The sequence below is a fragment of the Pedobacter namyangjuensis genome (assembly GCF_003313325.1).
In the GTDB taxonomy this organism is placed as follows: Bacteria; Bacteroidota; Bacteroidia; order Sphingobacteriales; family Sphingobacteriaceae; genus Pedobacter; species Pedobacter namyangjuensis.
On sequence record NZ_QMHQ01000001.1, the window covers coordinates 1,310,867 to 1,324,866 of the forward strand.

General features: G+C 35.0%; 21 protein-coding genes. 2 read left to right on the top strand and 19 right to left on the bottom strand.

The window, feature by feature from the left end; genetic code table 11:
- Positions 1-80: 80 nt before the first annotated feature.
- The 17 genes from DUT69_RS05850 to DUT69_RS05930 all read right to left on the bottom strand — a co-directional run bounded on the left by DUT69_RS05850 (position 81) and on the right by DUT69_RS05930 (position 11,936).
- A complete protein-coding gene (locus DUT69_RS05850) occupies positions 81-1,115 on the bottom strand; it encodes a hypothetical protein (RefSeq protein ID WP_113652162.1) in 1,035 nt (344 codons plus the stop codon).
- Positions 1,116-1,340: 225 nt separating this feature from the next.
- Positions 1,341-1,934 carry an SMI1/KNR4 family protein gene (locus tag DUT69_RS05855; RefSeq protein ID WP_113652163.1) on the bottom strand — a complete coding sequence of 198 codons (594 nt, stop codon included), beginning with the start codon at positions 1,932-1,934 and terminating at the stop codon, positions 1,341-1,343.
- Between the two features lie 173 nt (positions 1,935-2,107).
- Positions 2,108-2,710, bottom strand: a complete 603-nt coding sequence (locus tag DUT69_RS05860) for a hypothetical protein (RefSeq protein WP_113652164.1) — start codon at positions 2,708-2,710, stop codon at positions 2,108-2,110.
- A gap of 182 nt (positions 2,711-2,892) precedes the next feature.
- Complete coding sequence (locus DUT69_RS05865) at positions 2,893-3,831, bottom strand: DUF4240 domain-containing protein (RefSeq protein ID WP_113652165.1); 939 nt, start codon at positions 3,829-3,831, stop codon at positions 2,893-2,895.
- A gap of 171 nt (positions 3,832-4,002) precedes the next feature.
- Positions 4,003-4,608, bottom strand: coding sequence for an SMI1/KNR4 family protein (locus DUT69_RS05870; protein WP_113652166.1), 606 nt, complete (start codon positions 4,606-4,608; stop codon positions 4,003-4,005).
- 121 nt (positions 4,609-4,729) lie between these two features.
- Positions 4,730-5,119, bottom strand: a complete 390-nt coding sequence (locus DUT69_RS05875) for a hypothetical protein (protein WP_162796190.1) — start codon at positions 5,117-5,119, stop codon at positions 4,730-4,732.
- Positions 5,106-5,327, bottom strand: a complete 222-nt coding sequence (locus tag DUT69_RS05880) for a hypothetical protein (RefSeq protein ID WP_113652168.1) — start codon at positions 5,325-5,327, stop codon at positions 5,106-5,108. The genes DUT69_RS05875 and DUT69_RS05880 overlap by 14 nt, the downstream gene beginning before the upstream one ends.
- A gap of 12 nt (positions 5,328-5,339) precedes the next feature.
- Complete coding sequence (locus tag DUT69_RS05885) at positions 5,340-6,074, bottom strand: DUF6882 domain-containing protein (protein WP_113652169.1); 735 nt, start codon at positions 6,072-6,074, stop codon at positions 5,340-5,342.
- A 141-nt stretch (positions 6,075-6,215) separates the two neighbouring features.
- The gene (locus tag DUT69_RS05890) at positions 6,216-6,716 is read right to left on the bottom strand and encodes a hypothetical protein (RefSeq protein ID WP_162796191.1); all 501 of its coding nucleotides are present in this window, start codon (positions 6,714-6,716) and stop codon (positions 6,216-6,218) included.
- 109 nt (positions 6,717-6,825) lie between these two features.
- A complete protein-coding gene (locus DUT69_RS05895; protein WP_113652171.1) occupies positions 6,826-7,542 on the bottom strand; it encodes a hypothetical protein in 717 nt (238 codons plus the stop codon).
- 44 nt (positions 7,543-7,586) lie between these two features.
- A complete protein-coding gene (locus DUT69_RS05900; protein ID WP_240186668.1) occupies positions 7,587-8,015 on the bottom strand; it encodes a hypothetical protein in 429 nt (142 codons plus the stop codon).
- Between the two features lie 186 nt (positions 8,016-8,201).
- Positions 8,202-9,194 carry an oxidoreductase gene (locus DUT69_RS05905; RefSeq protein WP_113652173.1) on the bottom strand — a complete coding sequence of 331 codons (993 nt, stop codon included), beginning with the start codon at positions 9,192-9,194 and terminating at the stop codon, positions 8,202-8,204.
- Positions 9,195-9,370: 176 nt separating this feature from the next.
- Complete coding sequence (locus DUT69_RS05910) at positions 9,371-10,003, bottom strand: hypothetical protein (protein ID WP_113652174.1); 633 nt, start codon at positions 10,001-10,003, stop codon at positions 9,371-9,373.
- Between the two features lie 61 nt (positions 10,004-10,064).
- Positions 10,065-10,490: a VOC family protein gene (locus tag DUT69_RS05915; protein ID WP_113652175.1), complete on the bottom strand. Its 426-nt coding sequence runs from the start codon at positions 10,488-10,490 to the stop codon at positions 10,065-10,067.
- A gap of 35 nt (positions 10,491-10,525) precedes the next feature.
- Positions 10,526-10,933 carry a VOC family protein gene (locus DUT69_RS05920; protein ID WP_113652176.1) on the bottom strand — a complete coding sequence of 136 codons (408 nt, stop codon included), beginning with the start codon at positions 10,931-10,933 and terminating at the stop codon, positions 10,526-10,528.
- A 43-nt stretch (positions 10,934-10,976) separates the two neighbouring features.
- Entirely contained in the window at positions 10,977-11,405 is a 429-nt protein-coding gene (locus tag DUT69_RS05925; protein WP_113652177.1) for a hypothetical protein, read from the bottom strand.
- Positions 11,406-11,534: 129 nt separating this feature from the next.
- On the bottom strand, positions 11,535-11,936 hold the full coding sequence (locus DUT69_RS05930; RefSeq protein ID WP_113652178.1) for a nuclear transport factor 2 family protein: 402 nt from the start codon (positions 11,934-11,936) through the stop codon (positions 11,535-11,537).
- Between the two features lie 119 nt (positions 11,937-12,055).
- On the opposite strand from DUT69_RS05930, the gene DUT69_RS05935 reads away from it, so the two are divergent.
- Entirely contained in the window at positions 12,056-12,373 is a 318-nt protein-coding gene (locus tag DUT69_RS05935; protein WP_113652179.1) for a winged helix-turn-helix transcriptional regulator, read from the top strand.
- On the opposite strand, the gene DUT69_RS05940 is transcribed toward DUT69_RS05935, so the two are convergent.
- A complete protein-coding gene (locus DUT69_RS05940) occupies positions 12,374-12,691 on the bottom strand; it encodes a nuclear transport factor 2 family protein (RefSeq protein ID WP_113652180.1) in 318 nt (105 codons plus the stop codon).
- Positions 12,692-12,702: 11 nt separating this feature from the next.
- On the bottom strand, positions 12,703-13,497 hold the full coding sequence (locus DUT69_RS05945; RefSeq protein ID WP_113652181.1) for an SDR family oxidoreductase: 795 nt from the start codon (positions 13,495-13,497) through the stop codon (positions 12,703-12,705).
- Positions 13,498-13,621: 124 nt separating this feature from the next.
- Here DUT69_RS05945 and DUT69_RS05950 point away from each other — a divergent pair, with 124 nt between their 5' ends.
- Positions 13,622-13,981, top strand: coding sequence for a winged helix-turn-helix transcriptional regulator (locus DUT69_RS05950; protein WP_113652182.1), 360 nt, complete (start codon positions 13,622-13,624; stop codon positions 13,979-13,981).
- The last annotated feature ends 19 nt before the right edge of the window (positions 13,982-14,000 follow it).

Consider the following 14,000-nt stretch of genomic DNA (forward strand, 5'->3'; position numbering starts at 1 on the left):
GCTTAGGATTTTGCAATAAGTCCACCTGACGCAAACTGCGTAGCCCTCACCGAAGGTAAGCCCTTGTTGTGCGTTCGGCATTATTGTTTCATTAGTTCTTTAACTCCATTTTTTAAAATTTTAGCATTTATTCGTTTTATACAATAGTTTATTTCAGATTTAAATTCTTGTATATTATTTTCTATTAGGCTTTCTGCAATAGAAGTCCATAAATTATCTTTTAAACTGAAATCTGAAATTCCATACCTTACTTTTGCGGGAATTTTTTCAAGTAAATTCAACAAGTAGTTAAAGTTTTCTTTATTTTGATTAGTTAGGTTTAGTTCAAATGCTCTTGTAAGGATTATTTCTTTCAGATAAAGTTTCGGAACTTCAAATTTAGGGTCGTTTAAGGATGTGATTATTTCGTCAAAACTATTGATTTTGGCGATTGGTAAAAATGCTGGGATAAGATATTTACTTCCAAATTCTTTTCTATCAACAAGCTCAAATGTGCTTTCCAATGAATTTTGTGATGAATATGTTTCAATAAAAATTTCTTTTATCCATTCGAGGTCATAAACATCTTTCCTTGCATTACATTTTTTTAGAATTTTTAGGAAATTATTTTTGTCTCCTAGTTTCCCGTAATAATTTGCAATTAATCTATAACTTGAATATTGATAGGCTTTATCAGAAATTTTCGAAATTAATTCAAGAGAAATTGTTACATCATTTTGAAGCAACAGTTTTTGGATTATAAATTCAGTAAAATGGGATTGTAAAATTATATATTCTGCTTTTGATAGATAATTGATTAATTCATTGGTTGTCAATTCTAAATTTTCACAAGTTTGTATAAGTCTGCTTTCAATGGAAAGGTAGGAGCATCTATACCTTTGATTGTGAACAGATAGGCTTTCATCAGCATTTTTAAGAACATCTTCAATATTTTCGATAATCTTAGTCAATGATAATGCAGGTGCTTTGTCAACCCTTTGTTTGTCTAATGTTTCAGCTTTTCTTAAATAGTCATTCGTTTTAATTAATGAAAGGATTTCATCATTTGAAATTTCATCATTTTCAATCCAGTTGATTAAGTTGATACAAATGTCTATCTCGTTTTCTTGTTTCATTTTATGCAGAATTTTGGTCTCATATCTCACAACGTTTTGCAGATTTGCGATGTGCGGGAAATCGGAGCACGACCTGTCCCGACACTTCGGGACACGTTGATATTATTACTAAAGTTCAATTGAAAAACTTTAGTCCAGATTTCGCAATCAGCCCGCCTGACGCAAACGGCGAAGCTCTCACCGAAGGTAAACACTTGTTAGCGGTAGTTTTTTATTTTTACATTCTCAAAAGTCATCAGAAAACCATTCTTCCTCTAAATCATCCTCGTCAGATATTTCATTTTTATCATTTTTTAGATTTTCCTCGCTAACAAGTCCACGAATAAATGTTTCAAAGTCTTTCGCTAAAAGAGTTTTTTTATAATCCCATTCTTGGTCAACGTGTACAACTTCTGGTTCTCCGTATTTACCACATTTTTCATAGTCTAACATTATCATATCGTGTCCTGCTGAAGGACAATCACAAATGAAAATGCCGGTATTCGGATATCCCCATTCATCAATCATAAATTGGCTTCCTAAACTACCGCATAATGAAGATGCTTTTTTTCTTCCAATTCCCATAATTCCTGTTATCGCACAATGGTCTTCCGCCCATGAAGTACTTTCTCTTGTAGGAAAACAGCAGTTTTTTGGCGTTCCGCCATTGTGAAGTTTCATAAGTTCTATGTACGAGGCTGGAAGTTTGTAATCCAATTCCTTTTCTACCGAAATAATAAGCTCGTCTGTCGGAAATTCTCCAACATATTCATTTATTGAATATTCGCTGTCATCCCAAAAGTCTGAAAAGTCAAAGTCGTGAAATATTTTTTGTTCCATTTCTTTTAGTGAAGTTTCTTTTTAAAATTACCGCTAACGTTTTGGGGCTTTGCGATGGTGGGGCAATCGAAGTACAAAAGCTGATATTATTACTAAAGTTCAATTGAAAAACTACCGTTGAATTTTGCAATCAGCCCGCCTGACGCAAAACCCTTGTTGTGCGATTGTGCTTTTTATTTACTTTCGTTTATCATTTTGTCAAGTAAATCGTCAAATTCGTTTCGTTCGTCTGATAAAAATACAGTGTCATCGTTTGGAAAATCTTCTGTCCAGATAATGCTGTCAGCTTTTACATTTGGATTTTCAGATTGCGAAAAAAGCTCGACTATGAAGTTAATTTTATTTTCAGCTTCATATTCATAATCTTCTGGATTGAAAAGTTGTTTAACAACGACTTTATAAAAACCATTTTCTATGTCAAATTTTAGGTCCTTATTGATTTCATCAGGTAGTTTTGTATCTTTAAATTGTAGAGACGTAGTTAAGTCAGTCCAATTTATCAGATATAATTTTTGGTCTGTAACTTCTATGCTTTGTCCAAACTTTCTGAAATATGCTTTGTCTGTTTCGATATTAATTAAAAATTCAACAGTCCATTCATTTTCCCAAGAAGTATCGAATACAATTAAGTTGTCTTTATTTGTTTCAAGTATAAAATTATTTAACTGCCTCCAAGTCCAGTTTGTTTGGTTGGCTAATGTTTCATTATACTTTTTTGTGTTTGCAATCGCAATTATTGAACCGTCTGTAATAATCTTTAATTTTTGTGTATTCATTTTTGTCAGTTTCTTTGTTTTACGATTGTTGTTTTAGCATATCGCACAACGTTTTGGGGCTTTGCGATGGTGGGGCAATCGAAGCACAAAACTTCAATTTTGCACAAAGGCTGAACCGAAGAACAACCGTTGAACTTTGCAGTTTCGCCCCACTATTGCAAAACCCTTGTTACCTGCCGTTTTTATTTCCATCCATCTTTATTTGAATAAGTTTCATAATCACAACCCGTTAAATAATCTAATTCTTTTTTAGTCTTAAGTTCGTAAGAAGTGTCAGAAATACTCAATAAAACTTCAAAGTCTTCATCTTTTGGCATTTTCGTTGGGTCTTTTAAAACTTCTTCATAAAATAGTTGTCCGTTAGCAACTGCTTTACATCTTGCGTAAAGAAAAAAGTCAACAGAAACATAATCATCTGTTTCATTATAAGAACCGTCTCCAATATTTTTGGCGTGTTCTTTTGTGTCAAGGCAATAAAGTTTATATGTCAGGTTTTCTTGAAATTGTTTTATGTCAGAAACTTTGAGTTTTGATAAATGCTTAATTGCTGGTTCAACTATTTTGTCATCATCTACTTCGTTCCAATTAAATAAAGAAATAATGTCCCAAAATCGGTTGTCAACCATCATTGCTTTAGGTTTCATAACTACATTTCGTCTTAACTCTTCGGCTCTTTTCTTTTGTTCTTCGTGTTCAGCTAATACAATCTCATTTTCATTTTCCCATCTCCATTCCAAAAATGCCTGAAAACCAAAGTCTTTTTGTACAGCTCCACAAAGTTGAAATCCTCCGTCAGTTCCGTCCCCAATTTTTATTTTTAATTTTTCTTCTTTTTCAGTCAGTGGAATGTTTCCTAAATACTCAAAATTTTTCTCAATTATTTTTCCAGAATAGATATTAATACTTGGTGTGTTTTTGAAAAAAAATCTCTTTTCGATAAGAGTTTGTGTTAGTCGAATGTCATTGATTTCTGGTTTTTTGGTGTCAATGAAATTAGTTATTGAAATTAGAAAAAACTCATAGTCTGAAAAATCAAATTTTCCTTTCGTTTTAATTATACGAAAAGCTCCGAAAAAATTCCTGTCGAGCTTTGTTATGAAAATGTCTCCGTTGTTTATCATAGTCGTGTCGTTCTAAAATGGCAGGTAACGTTTTGGGGCTTTGCGATGGTGGGGCAATCGAAGCATAAAACTTAAATTTTGCACAAAAGTTGAACCGAAGAACAACTGTTGAAATTTGCAGTTTCGCCCCACTATTGCAAAACCCTTGTTACCTGCCGTTTTTTTAATTTGTTAATAACGCCATTTTTCAACAGTTTCTTCGCCTATAATTTCAGACACAATTTCCTCTGTCCATTCTTCAACGTCTTCTTGTTCAGCATCTCCAAATAGGTCAGATTGGGCAAATATTAAACAACCTTTTAAATATTCGTCAACCGTGTTGAACATTTTTGTTATATATGGTTTATTATCGTGGTCGAAATAATAAATTTCTTTTGTTTCGCTGTGAAAGCAAAACATATTCCCATTTCCTAAATAATCGCTGAATGAAACTAAAAATGGTAAATGTATTTTGTCCTCTTCGGTAAAATCTGGTCCATATTGAGGTTGTTCAGCCCAAATATTTTTTATCCAACCAATTTCCTTTAAGTCTTGTAATTGTTCTCCAATGTCTGCAAGTCCAAATTTTTGATAGAATATTTTTAAGCTGTTAGGCAAAGTAGTTCCCAAAAGATTTTCAAGTTCTTGTATTTCTTCAATTGAAATTGGTTCTTTTAATTCGTCATTCCAGTTTTCGGCGATAGATTGAATAATTAATTGTGTTTTACTTTCCCAATTGTCTTCTCCAATCTTGTCAAATGGAATTATAATGTCTTCTTTACTGTTAATTTCAAGCATTGTGTTTGTTTTTAAGCGTTGTGTTTTAAAATGGCAGGTAACTTGCGTATTAGAGCAACATAGCCGTATATACACGTTTTTACACGGATAAAATCGCTTTGCTCTTTAAATATGGCTCAATTTATTTCGTTATTTTAGCCTCTTTCAGTTTTTTCTCTACTAGCGTTATCGTCTCTTTGCCATCAGGCATTGCGCCAAAAAAGCCGGCCGATCGCCAAGTTCTGGCTTCCCAGATTAGAGATTTAGTATCGACATTATATAGGCTAAATAAGTAGGTAACACTTTTTAAATCGCTTCCTCTAGAACTTACATTTGTAATGGTAGTTTTAAAAATATAAGGCTTACCGCTTTGTTTGGCAATTTCCCAAACATTGGGTTCTGTTCCTCTATAGGCATTTAATTCAATCATCTTTTTTGTAGCATCGTCAGACATGGTTTTAATTTCTTCAGTTACCAAGCCACTTGTTTTCAAAGTATTATACAAAGGTTCTATAAAATCAGTTCTTTCCAAACCTAGCTTTGCGCCAACTATTACGTACGAGGTTTTTTCTAATTCTTCTTCGTGCCAGAAAAGGGCGTTTTTTATTGGAGAAGAAATTTCTGTGGAAATAGCTTAAGGCAAAAACATTAAATAAGGTTTGGTTGCTAATATCCCAACGTTTGTCGCTCGTTACCTGATTAAACAATTGCTCGCTTTTTTGTTCAAATAATTCTACCATTTTGAGAAGGTTTTAACCGTTAAGTTTTGTAAGTCGCGACAGTTCATCAAACTCCGCTGTAATCGTTTGCCCGTTTTTTGAGGCAACTAGTTTAGCTCCGTTTTCTGAAATATGATAACCTTTTGCCGTTAAATAATTTGTTAGGCCTAGGTTATGGTTCATTTCAAACTGCGAAATAAGTTGCGGAAAAACCGTTAGAATTCTGTGGTGGTCGTCTTTTGGGATGTTTTCTATTTGCTCAATTTGTAAGGTTACCAGCATAGCGCCTTCGCCATAATCGGCAATGTAATAACCGCTGGTGTTAAACATTCCAGAAGCTACCGAACCAATAAGGTGTAAATCGGCATTGGTTGCATCAAACCGATTAATACTTAAAAGATCGATGTCGTTTTCTACGCCGTATTTTTTTAGTTGTTTTGCTTGTTTTAGGATGTTTTCGGGTAAGCCAGACGATGTGTTTGCCCAGGCCCAAAGCCAAGTTTGAGAAGAATGCGAGAATGTTCCTAAAACTTGTATGGGGAAAACTAAATGGGCTCCAAAGCTGATTTCTCCTTTTCCCATGTCAACATTCCAATCTTTGTCGCCAATTATTTCGCCTAAGGCAATTTGCTTGTCAAATGCATAACCACCGAACTGTTCAATAAGATCTTGTTCTGTTTTGCAAGTTGGTACACTAGGTAAATGTGCCGTTTCTTTTGGCTGTTCGATCTTCTCGTTTTGTCCAAATATCTTATCAAAAAATCCCATAAGAAAATATTTTTAACCTGTGGTAAATGTTTGTCAATTGTAATCGTTATTTAAACTCGATAGCAAGCCGCCGGCTACGTTATTGGTTGTAAAAACTACGCTTCAAAATCAAAAAAAATTACCACAGGTGTTTAGATTGGATTAATTAGCTTTATCTATCCTGGTTTCGCTTGGTCCACCATAATAAACAGATTTATCGCCCATGGTTGTTTTGCCTCTATCAACTTGCAAATCCAAGGTAAAAGAGACTTCCATTTTATCAGTATGTTTTAAAGGCTTTCCGTCGTTATCATAAAATACAACTTGGTCCATGGTAAAAGTACTTGGTGCGTCAAATTCGTTTTTGCCTTTTCCATTTTCCATAGGTAGCGTTGCAAGCATCTTCCCTTTGCCTTCAGGCTGTTCGTAAAAAGAAATTTGTGGCAATTGGCTTTCGTTAGTTGCGTTACCACGTACGGTAATATCGCCACCAATAAAAGGGTAGCCAACAATGGCAAATCGCTTGCCGTTATTTTCTTCGTTTTGGTTTAATGTATGGTATTGCTCAAAGGTTACCACTTGTCCTTTTTCTTTTTTGCTGCATGAAACAAGCATAGCTGATGCGAGTGCGATAAATAGCGTTTTCTTCATTTTGTTTTTCATTAGATGGTGTTTATTATTTTTTATAGATGTTTAGTGTTTATATGTTTGAGAAGTAATTTATCAATGGTAAATCGATATGAATCGTATTAATTTTTAGCTATCTATTATCTTAATAAGCCAATAAGCCGGATACTTTTAAATTTGGATAACGTTCGCCCAATTTTTTAAGAAAATCGTTAGCAATTACAATTTCTTCAATGTTTTTTTGAACGTTTAAAGAAAAAGTACTAACGCCAACATTTGCGTAGGTAAACAACAAGGCAGAGAAGATAATCAATTCAATATAACTGTCGTCTGTAGCAAGCGAAATTCTATAAGCTTTAACATTATCGCCTTTTTGTTTGGCAAATGCCTTTATCATGCCTTCTAGCGGAATTTCGGCAATTGTTGAAGCCTGTAAGCGAGCAGCATCAAAAACCAAATGTGCAGAAATTTCTCCGTCGGTATCAGTATCTAGCAAATGTAAATCGGCACCGCTTAAAATTAAATATTTAGGTGTTTGTACGGTGTGATACCTTACCGTGCCCAAGGTTGCCATGCCTTTTAAACTATCCTTTAAGCCATCTTTTATAGAATCTTTTGTGGTATAATTAATGTTTGCGTAGTTAAAAGCATCAATAGATTTGCCTTCCATCTGTTTTGGAATAAAAGAAAGCTCGCCATTTAAAAAGTTGTTTTTGTAGGTGCCTGCATTATTCATTTCAGATCTGAAATCTGTATTTAAAAACATTTCTGCTTGTTTCTTTTTTTTCAGCTGCATAAAATAAAATATGCCTCCATAAATGGCAACCATGCCAACAATAACCATAATAACTGTACTGCTCATCTTTTCTGTTTTTTAGGTAAATATTAATTAAATTTTTGTGGGTATTACTTTAGTTTTTTTGATGGAAGATTTCCCCAAATTAAAAACGCAACGAAAACTATTACGATAAGTTTAGCACCATATCTGGTGTAAAATGGCAATCTATTAAGTTTGTCTTCACTTAGTTTTTCAGCTGCCAGAAAGGCTTTTAGCTCACTTTCTGGAATATCAAAATATCTTTCCGTCTTCTCGTCATAAGCAACCAGTTTGGGCTCTTGCGTAATGTATAATGGGAGAATGTAGGCAATGTTAAATTCTTGATGTACCGTTGCCAAATCTAGATAGTTGCCATTGTCTAATTTAAATTCTTCGGTATTTGGCAAATCGTAAACTTTATTTAAAACCTGTCTTTCGCCAATAGGAATTTTTGCCTTTGAAGAAGCTAGGAGACAAGTATTTAGCAGTATTGCTAATGTTAAAATAAGTTGTTTCACGAGATCAATTTTAATTTAAGTAATAGTTTACAGCATGCCAGTGGGCGATAATAACATTATAAAAATAATCGTTGATGTGGATACAATTTTGGTAGATTTATTATTCGTAGGGATTATTCAAAAATTCGCTTAGATCGAATTACTATTTGATCAAATAAATCAGCAAAAAAGGCGAAAAAATATCAGTTAATGCCTATTGTCGCAATTAATTGGGATGTTGTTGTGTGTTTTGCCGACAAGTATTAAAGACGGACAACCAAAAGAGTGGTATTCAAAACCAAAAATAACGGGCGGTTTGTTTTTAAATAAGTTACCGGCCCACTGATTTTCTAAATCATTTTCTTCTATAAAGTTTAAGGGAGCTAAAGATATGCCCTCGCTAGTTGAAAATTCTTTTTCGACCATTATTTTGTTGCTGGAAGAATCGACAGCAATCAAGCGCCTTTTTTCAGTTCTCCCATTAAATAATATATCCTGTACGTAATAAATTATATTGGCACTTTTAAATTTATAATGTTTGCCAATAGTGTAATTGCCTTTTTTAACACCTTTTGTAGAAAACGTTTTTGGAAACTCCTTTGCGTTTATTTGTTGCCATCTAACCAATTGCATTTTTTCTTGGGTAAAGGGATTTTTATTGCCCAGGTAAACAAATACATTGTCGTAATAATTAGCCAGCGATTGCTGCAATACATTTTTATCCAGCTCAAAACCTATCCTATAATCGGAGTAAGAAAATGTTTGGTCTTTATGTGCGTAAGGTGTAAGATAGGCAACTGCTTTAAGCTGTTTTACGGGTATTTTTGCCAACTTGTTGTACTTGTAATCGTACAAAAACATAGTGTCGGTTTCGCTGATTTTGGTTTCGCTCGTTAATTTTGCACGGTAGCTATTATCCAATTCCACATGTTTCAAGTCTTTAAACGCTATGTTTTTTTGATTTGCAATATATTTTGCTGGTACGGGCAAAGTATCGTGATAGATATCTGAAAGGGAAACAAAGGCTTTCTGGTCGCTATCGCCCACGAGCACAACCTTGAATATGTCGATATCGTTTTTTTTAAATATTTGTGCTTTTTTACCTCGCTCTGCTTTAGTTGCATATCCATCGCAAGGAAAATCGCAAAAGGATAATGCCATTAATACTAATGCCGAAAAAATAGACAATTTGTATAGCATAATAATACGGTTAATTACACAGCTGGGAACTAAACCTAAACTGTATCGTTATACTAAAATAATAAGCTTGCTAATAGGAATTTGAGCAGTTTATAATTCGTTAGGTTTAATTGCTTATTTGCTAGGAAATAGTTGTTATTCGACTGGAAGTAGCCGTTAGCAGTAGATCGGGATTTTTAAAAGCTGTAGGTATAACCGATTTCATCTAAATCAGTTTTAAGGAGTTGCCAGTCATCAAGTTGGTTAACTACTGATAAAACCATTGCTTTGTTAAGCGTTTGCCCCGCGTAAATAGCTGTTGCAAGCTTTAGTAGGGCAGAAGGGTCTATGGTATTTTCATCAAAGTAGGTTACGGCCCAATCTGTGTACGTTTGCGGATTTCCGTCGAAAACAGTCAGAAATTCTTCGGCATTATTATCATGGTTTTCGATTTCGCCAGTTTGCCAATTTCTTTGCTCGGTTGTCCATAAACAAAAGGTTGTACCCACAGAATTCACCGGTTCTCCGAAAATAAATTCTTCGAAAATTGCGGGTAAATTATTAGTTAATTGCGCTTTGTCTGGTTGTTCAAATTCGTGTGCGTATCCATTTATTACGCATCCATCTGGCCTAAATAAAACTAACATTTGGTCGCCGTCGCCATCTCTCATCTCAAAAAATTCTTCGTCTTCTGCCCAGTCTTTGTTATAAGAATAATAGCGATATTCCCAATCTTGCGAAAGAATTGCGTCTAATACTGAAATTGCCTTACAAACGGATTTTAGTTTGTCGCGTTCGGGTAGTAAGCTGTAATCTTTAGTGGAAATCATTAGTTATGATTGGGTAAGGTTAGATAAGGATGGTGTTGGCGTTTACTTCTTTGTTGCGAGCTTAATTGTTCGGATTAAACTCTATCATCCATTCAATACCAAATTTATCTCTAAACATTCCAAAAAATGATCCCCATGGGCTATCTCCCATCGGAAACTCAATATTTCCACCTGCAGAAAGCCCATTAAATAAGTGGCTTGCTTCTTCTTTATCTTTTGCGCTAACAGAAATCTTCGAACGATTTTCATTCTCATTTACGCTGCCCATTATTTCTGGAACGTCGTTTCCAATTAGCAGATTTTGACCAATAGGCAAAGCAATGTGCATAATCTTTTCTGCTTCCTTTTCGGCTACAGGAAATTCGTCATTTGCCAAATCCTTAAAGCGGACAATTTTTGAAAAATCTCCGCCGAATACCGACTTGTAAAAAGTAAATGCTTCTTCGGCATTACCGTTGAAGTTAACATGTGGATTGATAAGTGCCATAATTTTTAGGTTGAAATAAATTGCTTAGCCGATTACTATTGTGCAGGGAACTTAGACATATCCATAAAGAAAATTTCCCAAGTGTGACCGTCAAAATCTTCTAACGTTCGTTGTTGCATAAAGCCGTAATCTTTCATTTCTGTAGGCTCAATACCGCCTGCCTGCAGTCCAGCTTCCATAAGTTGATTAACTTCTTCAACGCTGTTTAACGCTAAAGAAAAAAGGCCAGCCAAACTAGATTTCGTATCTGCAATGGGCTTAGTGGCAAAAGATTCGAATTTTTCGTGAGTTAAGAGCATTACGAAAATGCTTTCGCTCCATACCATACATTTTGCGGTATCATCAGAAAACTGTGGGTTGTTTGCAAACCCCATAGCAGTATACAGATCCATAGATTTTTGAAGATCTTTTACGGCTAAATTGATGAAAATTTGTTTTGTCATGAGGTTATAGTTGTTTTTGTATTACAATGTTAGCAAATATTTTTTATCGATTTGTAGTTCTTGATTTTAGTTTTGCGTGGCTGTTGTTATAGATTTTACCCTTTTTGGGATGGGTGAATTTAATGGCAGACCAAGTGCTATTTATGCTCAAACAAGTGCTTTCTACCAAGCCAAATTCATAACCAATTTTAATTACTTTCGGTAAGGATAAATCTGTATTTAGCTGTCCGCCTTTAGGCCAAGATACCCAAAGCATCCCGTTTAACTTAAGGTGATCTTTTAATTTCGGGAAGAGATCCAATTGTTCATCGCTTTGCTTTACAAATAGGTGGATGTAATCAAACTCTCCAGCTAATGTTTTAACTTGTTCAACATCTGGAAGCGTTATTGCATTAATTGCTTCGTTGCTGGCGTTAACAAAGTAAGTTCTTGCATTTTCCTTTATTCCCATTTTTTGTGCTACTGTTTTCATTGTAATGGGTAAAATTGCCAAATGATTAGATTTTTTTTTATGCTCTATTAAGCTTTCTCTAAATTAACAAAATTGTATTAAAAAATAAGCGTCGAATGCCAATATTTAACGCTTATTTTATGCGCTATTTTAGGTAGATGCATGGTTCCAAAAACTGTCTTCATCTTTAATGTTTTCAGAGAATAACCAAACTTCACTAATTTTTCCGTTTTCTATTCTCAATAAATCCACCCCATCCATATCAAGTTTTTTGCCTGCTTTTTCTGCTTTAAAATGTATTGTTGCAGTAACCAAATCTCCATTGTTGGCAATATATTCAATATCATCTATGGCAAAACTTCCATCGCTCCACTTCATGAAATTCCCTAGATGTGCAAAAACATCGGCTTTGCCACTATAAGTTCCGGATTGAATGCCTTCTCCAGGTTGATGCCAAACGATATCTTCTGCAAATAAACTTCCTACGGTATCGAAATCGCCTTTAGCCACTGCTTCAAAATACGATCGAACAATTGTTATATTTTCTGACATAATTTTTTGATTATTTAATTCTTTACAAATTTCTACCTTTACTTTATATTACACAAGTACCTACTAAAAAGTAGGGTACATACTTTGAGTTTAAAATTGCTGATAATCAATATTATAAAATGGAAATAAATATTTCTGACGAGAACTGCCCTCTAAGAAAAACGCTTGAAATAATAGGCGGTAAATGGACTATGCTGATTATTTTCCAGATAAACGAACGCACCATTAGATACGGCGAACTGAAAAGGTGTGTGGTAGGAATTAGCGAAAAAATGCTGATTGGCCAATTAAAGTTTTTGTGCGAAAAAGGGATAGTAAGCAAAAAATCTTTTCCCGAAATACCGCCGAAAGTAGAATATACCTTAACAGATTTGGGAAAAGAGTTATTACCGGTGATCAACCAAATTATTCAGTTTGGCTTGCAACATCAGTTTTAATTATCCGGTAATTTTTAGAGATTGTATCAAATCATCTTTTATTACTAGATGATAAGCTAAAACAATTGGGCTTCCAGGAAAATTCCCCGAAACTTCCGCTTTCAAAATTTCTTCTGCCGGTAAATATTCAATTGGTTCCATTACCGTCTGGTATTCCTCGTTAGCTTTTTTAATCCATTGTTCAATTTCTGTTTTTCCTTGATGTGTTTTTCCTTCATCAAAAACTACGGCTGTTTCTGCAAAACAATTGGCGTAAGCATGGCTGTCGAAATTGTTTTGTGCTTGTGTTAAATCTGCGATTACTTTTGGTAAGTTCATTTTTAGTTTGATTAAATTGTTGGCACTGTGCCACCGTCGATTACAAAATTTGTTCCTGTTAAATAATTAGCCCTTGGCGAAACCAAAAAGCCAACCAATTCCGCTACTTCTTCTGGCTCTGCCGGTCTGCCAAAAGGTATTCCGCCCAAGGCATCCATTACACCTTGTTGCGCTTCCTCTACGCTACTGTTTGCATTTCTTGCAAGCTCATTAAGCCATGCTTTTGATGCTGTAGTATTTATCCATCCTGGCGAAACAGTGAGTATGCGAACTCCTTTTGGCGTTACTTCATTTGATAAGCTTTTACTATAATTTATCAATGCTGCTTTTGAAGCTGCATAAGGCAATGTAGAATCGTATAGCGGTAATTTACCTTGAATAGAGGCAATGTGAATTATAACTCCACTTTTTCGTTCAATCATTTGCGATAAAAATCCTCTGTCCAATCGTACAGGGGCAAGCAAATTTGCCTGTAGGGTTGATACCCAGTCTTCATCCGTTAATGCGGCGAAACCACCCGCAGGAGTTACTGAAGAACCGAGATTATTTACTAAAATGTCCAGCCTTCCATAGGTCGAAAGTACGTCGCTAACCAATTTTTGTGCATCTTCTGCCTTGCTTAAATCTGCAATGGCAAAGTGCTGTCCCGTAACTGCTACCTCCGGCGCATTTCTAGCAGTGATTATCACCGTTGCTCCTGCTTTCTGAAGTCGTTCGGCAATGGCTTTTCCAGCACCTTTAGTGCCACCGGTTACTAAAGCTATTTTTCCAGATAACTCATTATTAAAATTAAATTGCTGTTCCATATCTATCGTTGTTTAGTACAAAATTGAAGCATATAACGGGTTTGCGCAAGTACGGAAAACCGAATTGCATAGGGATAAATTTTTCCCCTATTGTACAATTTGGAACATAGGTGTACTTTTGAATATGAAGGATAGAAAAATTCCATTAAACTTAAATTGTGGACTCGATCTGATAGGAGAGGTGCTTTACGGCAAATGGAAAATTCGTTTGCTGTGGTTTATTAACCAAGGCCATCAAAGGCCTAGTGAACTGCAAAGGAAAATTCCAGATGCTTCCCGTAGGGTTTTAAATATTCAGCTCAAAGAATTGGAAGAGCATGATTTGGTTGCCAAGAAGATTTACCCTGTTGTGCCTCCGAAAGTAGAGTACAGCTTAACGGCGTTCGGAAAAACGGTAATTCCTGTAATCGCTGTATTAGGGAATTGGGGCAACGAAAACGAAGAGCGATTGAGAAGTCTAATTTTAAATGCACCGAATCGGTAATCTTAAATAGAGGTTATTT

Bases quoted from the DNA above. Each gene is read 5' to 3' on its own strand.
- DUT69_RS05850 (WP_113652162.1), bottom strand. From the start codon at position 1,115: ATGAAACAAGAAAACGAGATAGACATTTGTATCAACTTAATCAACTGG.
- DUT69_RS05855 (WP_113652163.1), bottom strand. From the start codon at position 1,934: ATGGAACAAAAAATATTTCACGACTTTGACTTTTCAGACTTTTGGGAT.
- DUT69_RS05860 (WP_113652164.1), bottom strand. From the start codon at position 2,710: ATGAATACACAAAAATTAAAGATTATTACAGACGGTTCAATAATTGCG.
- DUT69_RS05865 (WP_113652165.1), bottom strand. From the start codon at position 3,831: ATGATAAACAACGGAGACATTTTCATAACAAAGCTCGACAGGAATTTT.
- DUT69_RS05870 (WP_113652166.1), bottom strand. From the start codon at position 4,608: ATGCTTGAAATTAACAGTAAAGAAGACATTATAATTCCATTTGACAAG.
- DUT69_RS05880 (WP_113652168.1), bottom strand. From the start codon at position 5,327: ATGGTAGAATTATTTGAACAAAAAAGCGAGCAATTGTTTAATCAGGTA.
- DUT69_RS05885 (WP_113652169.1), bottom strand. From the start codon at position 6,074: ATGGGATTTTTTGATAAGATATTTGGACAAAACGAGAAGATCGAACAG.
- DUT69_RS05890 (WP_162796191.1), bottom strand. From the start codon at position 6,716: ATGAAAAACAAAATGAAGAAAACGCTATTTATCGCACTCGCATCAGCT.
- DUT69_RS05895 (WP_113652171.1), bottom strand. From the start codon at position 7,542: ATGAGCAGTACAGTTATTATGGTTATTGTTGGCATGGTTGCCATTTAT.
- DUT69_RS05905 (WP_113652173.1), bottom strand. From the start codon at position 9,194: ATGCTATACAAATTGTCTATTTTTTCGGCATTAGTATTAATGGCATTA.
- DUT69_RS05910 (WP_113652174.1), bottom strand. From the start codon at position 10,003: ATGATTTCCACTAAAGATTACAGCTTACTACCCGAACGCGACAAACTA.
- DUT69_RS05915 (WP_113652175.1), bottom strand. From the start codon at position 10,490: ATGGCACTTATCAATCCACATGTTAACTTCAACGGTAATGCCGAAGAA.
- DUT69_RS05920 (WP_113652176.1), bottom strand. From the start codon at position 10,933: ATGACAAAACAAATTTTCATCAATTTAGCCGTAAAAGATCTTCAAAAA.
- DUT69_RS05925 (WP_113652177.1), bottom strand. From the start codon at position 11,405: ATGAAAACAGTAGCACAAAAAATGGGAATAAAGGAAAATGCAAGAACT.
- DUT69_RS05930 (WP_113652178.1), bottom strand. From the start codon at position 11,936: ATGTCAGAAAATATAACAATTGTTCGATCGTATTTTGAAGCAGTGGCT.
- DUT69_RS05935 (WP_113652179.1), top strand. From the start codon at position 12,056: ATGGAAATAAATATTTCTGACGAGAACTGCCCTCTAAGAAAAACGCTT.
- DUT69_RS05940 (WP_113652180.1), bottom strand. From the start codon at position 12,691: ATGAACTTACCAAAAGTAATCGCAGATTTAACACAAGCACAAAACAAT.
- DUT69_RS05945 (WP_113652181.1), bottom strand. From the start codon at position 13,497: ATGGAACAGCAATTTAATTTTAATAATGAGTTATCTGGAAAAATAGCT.
- DUT69_RS05950 (WP_113652182.1), top strand. From the start codon at position 13,622: ATGAAGGATAGAAAAATTCCATTAAACTTAAATTGTGGACTCGATCTG.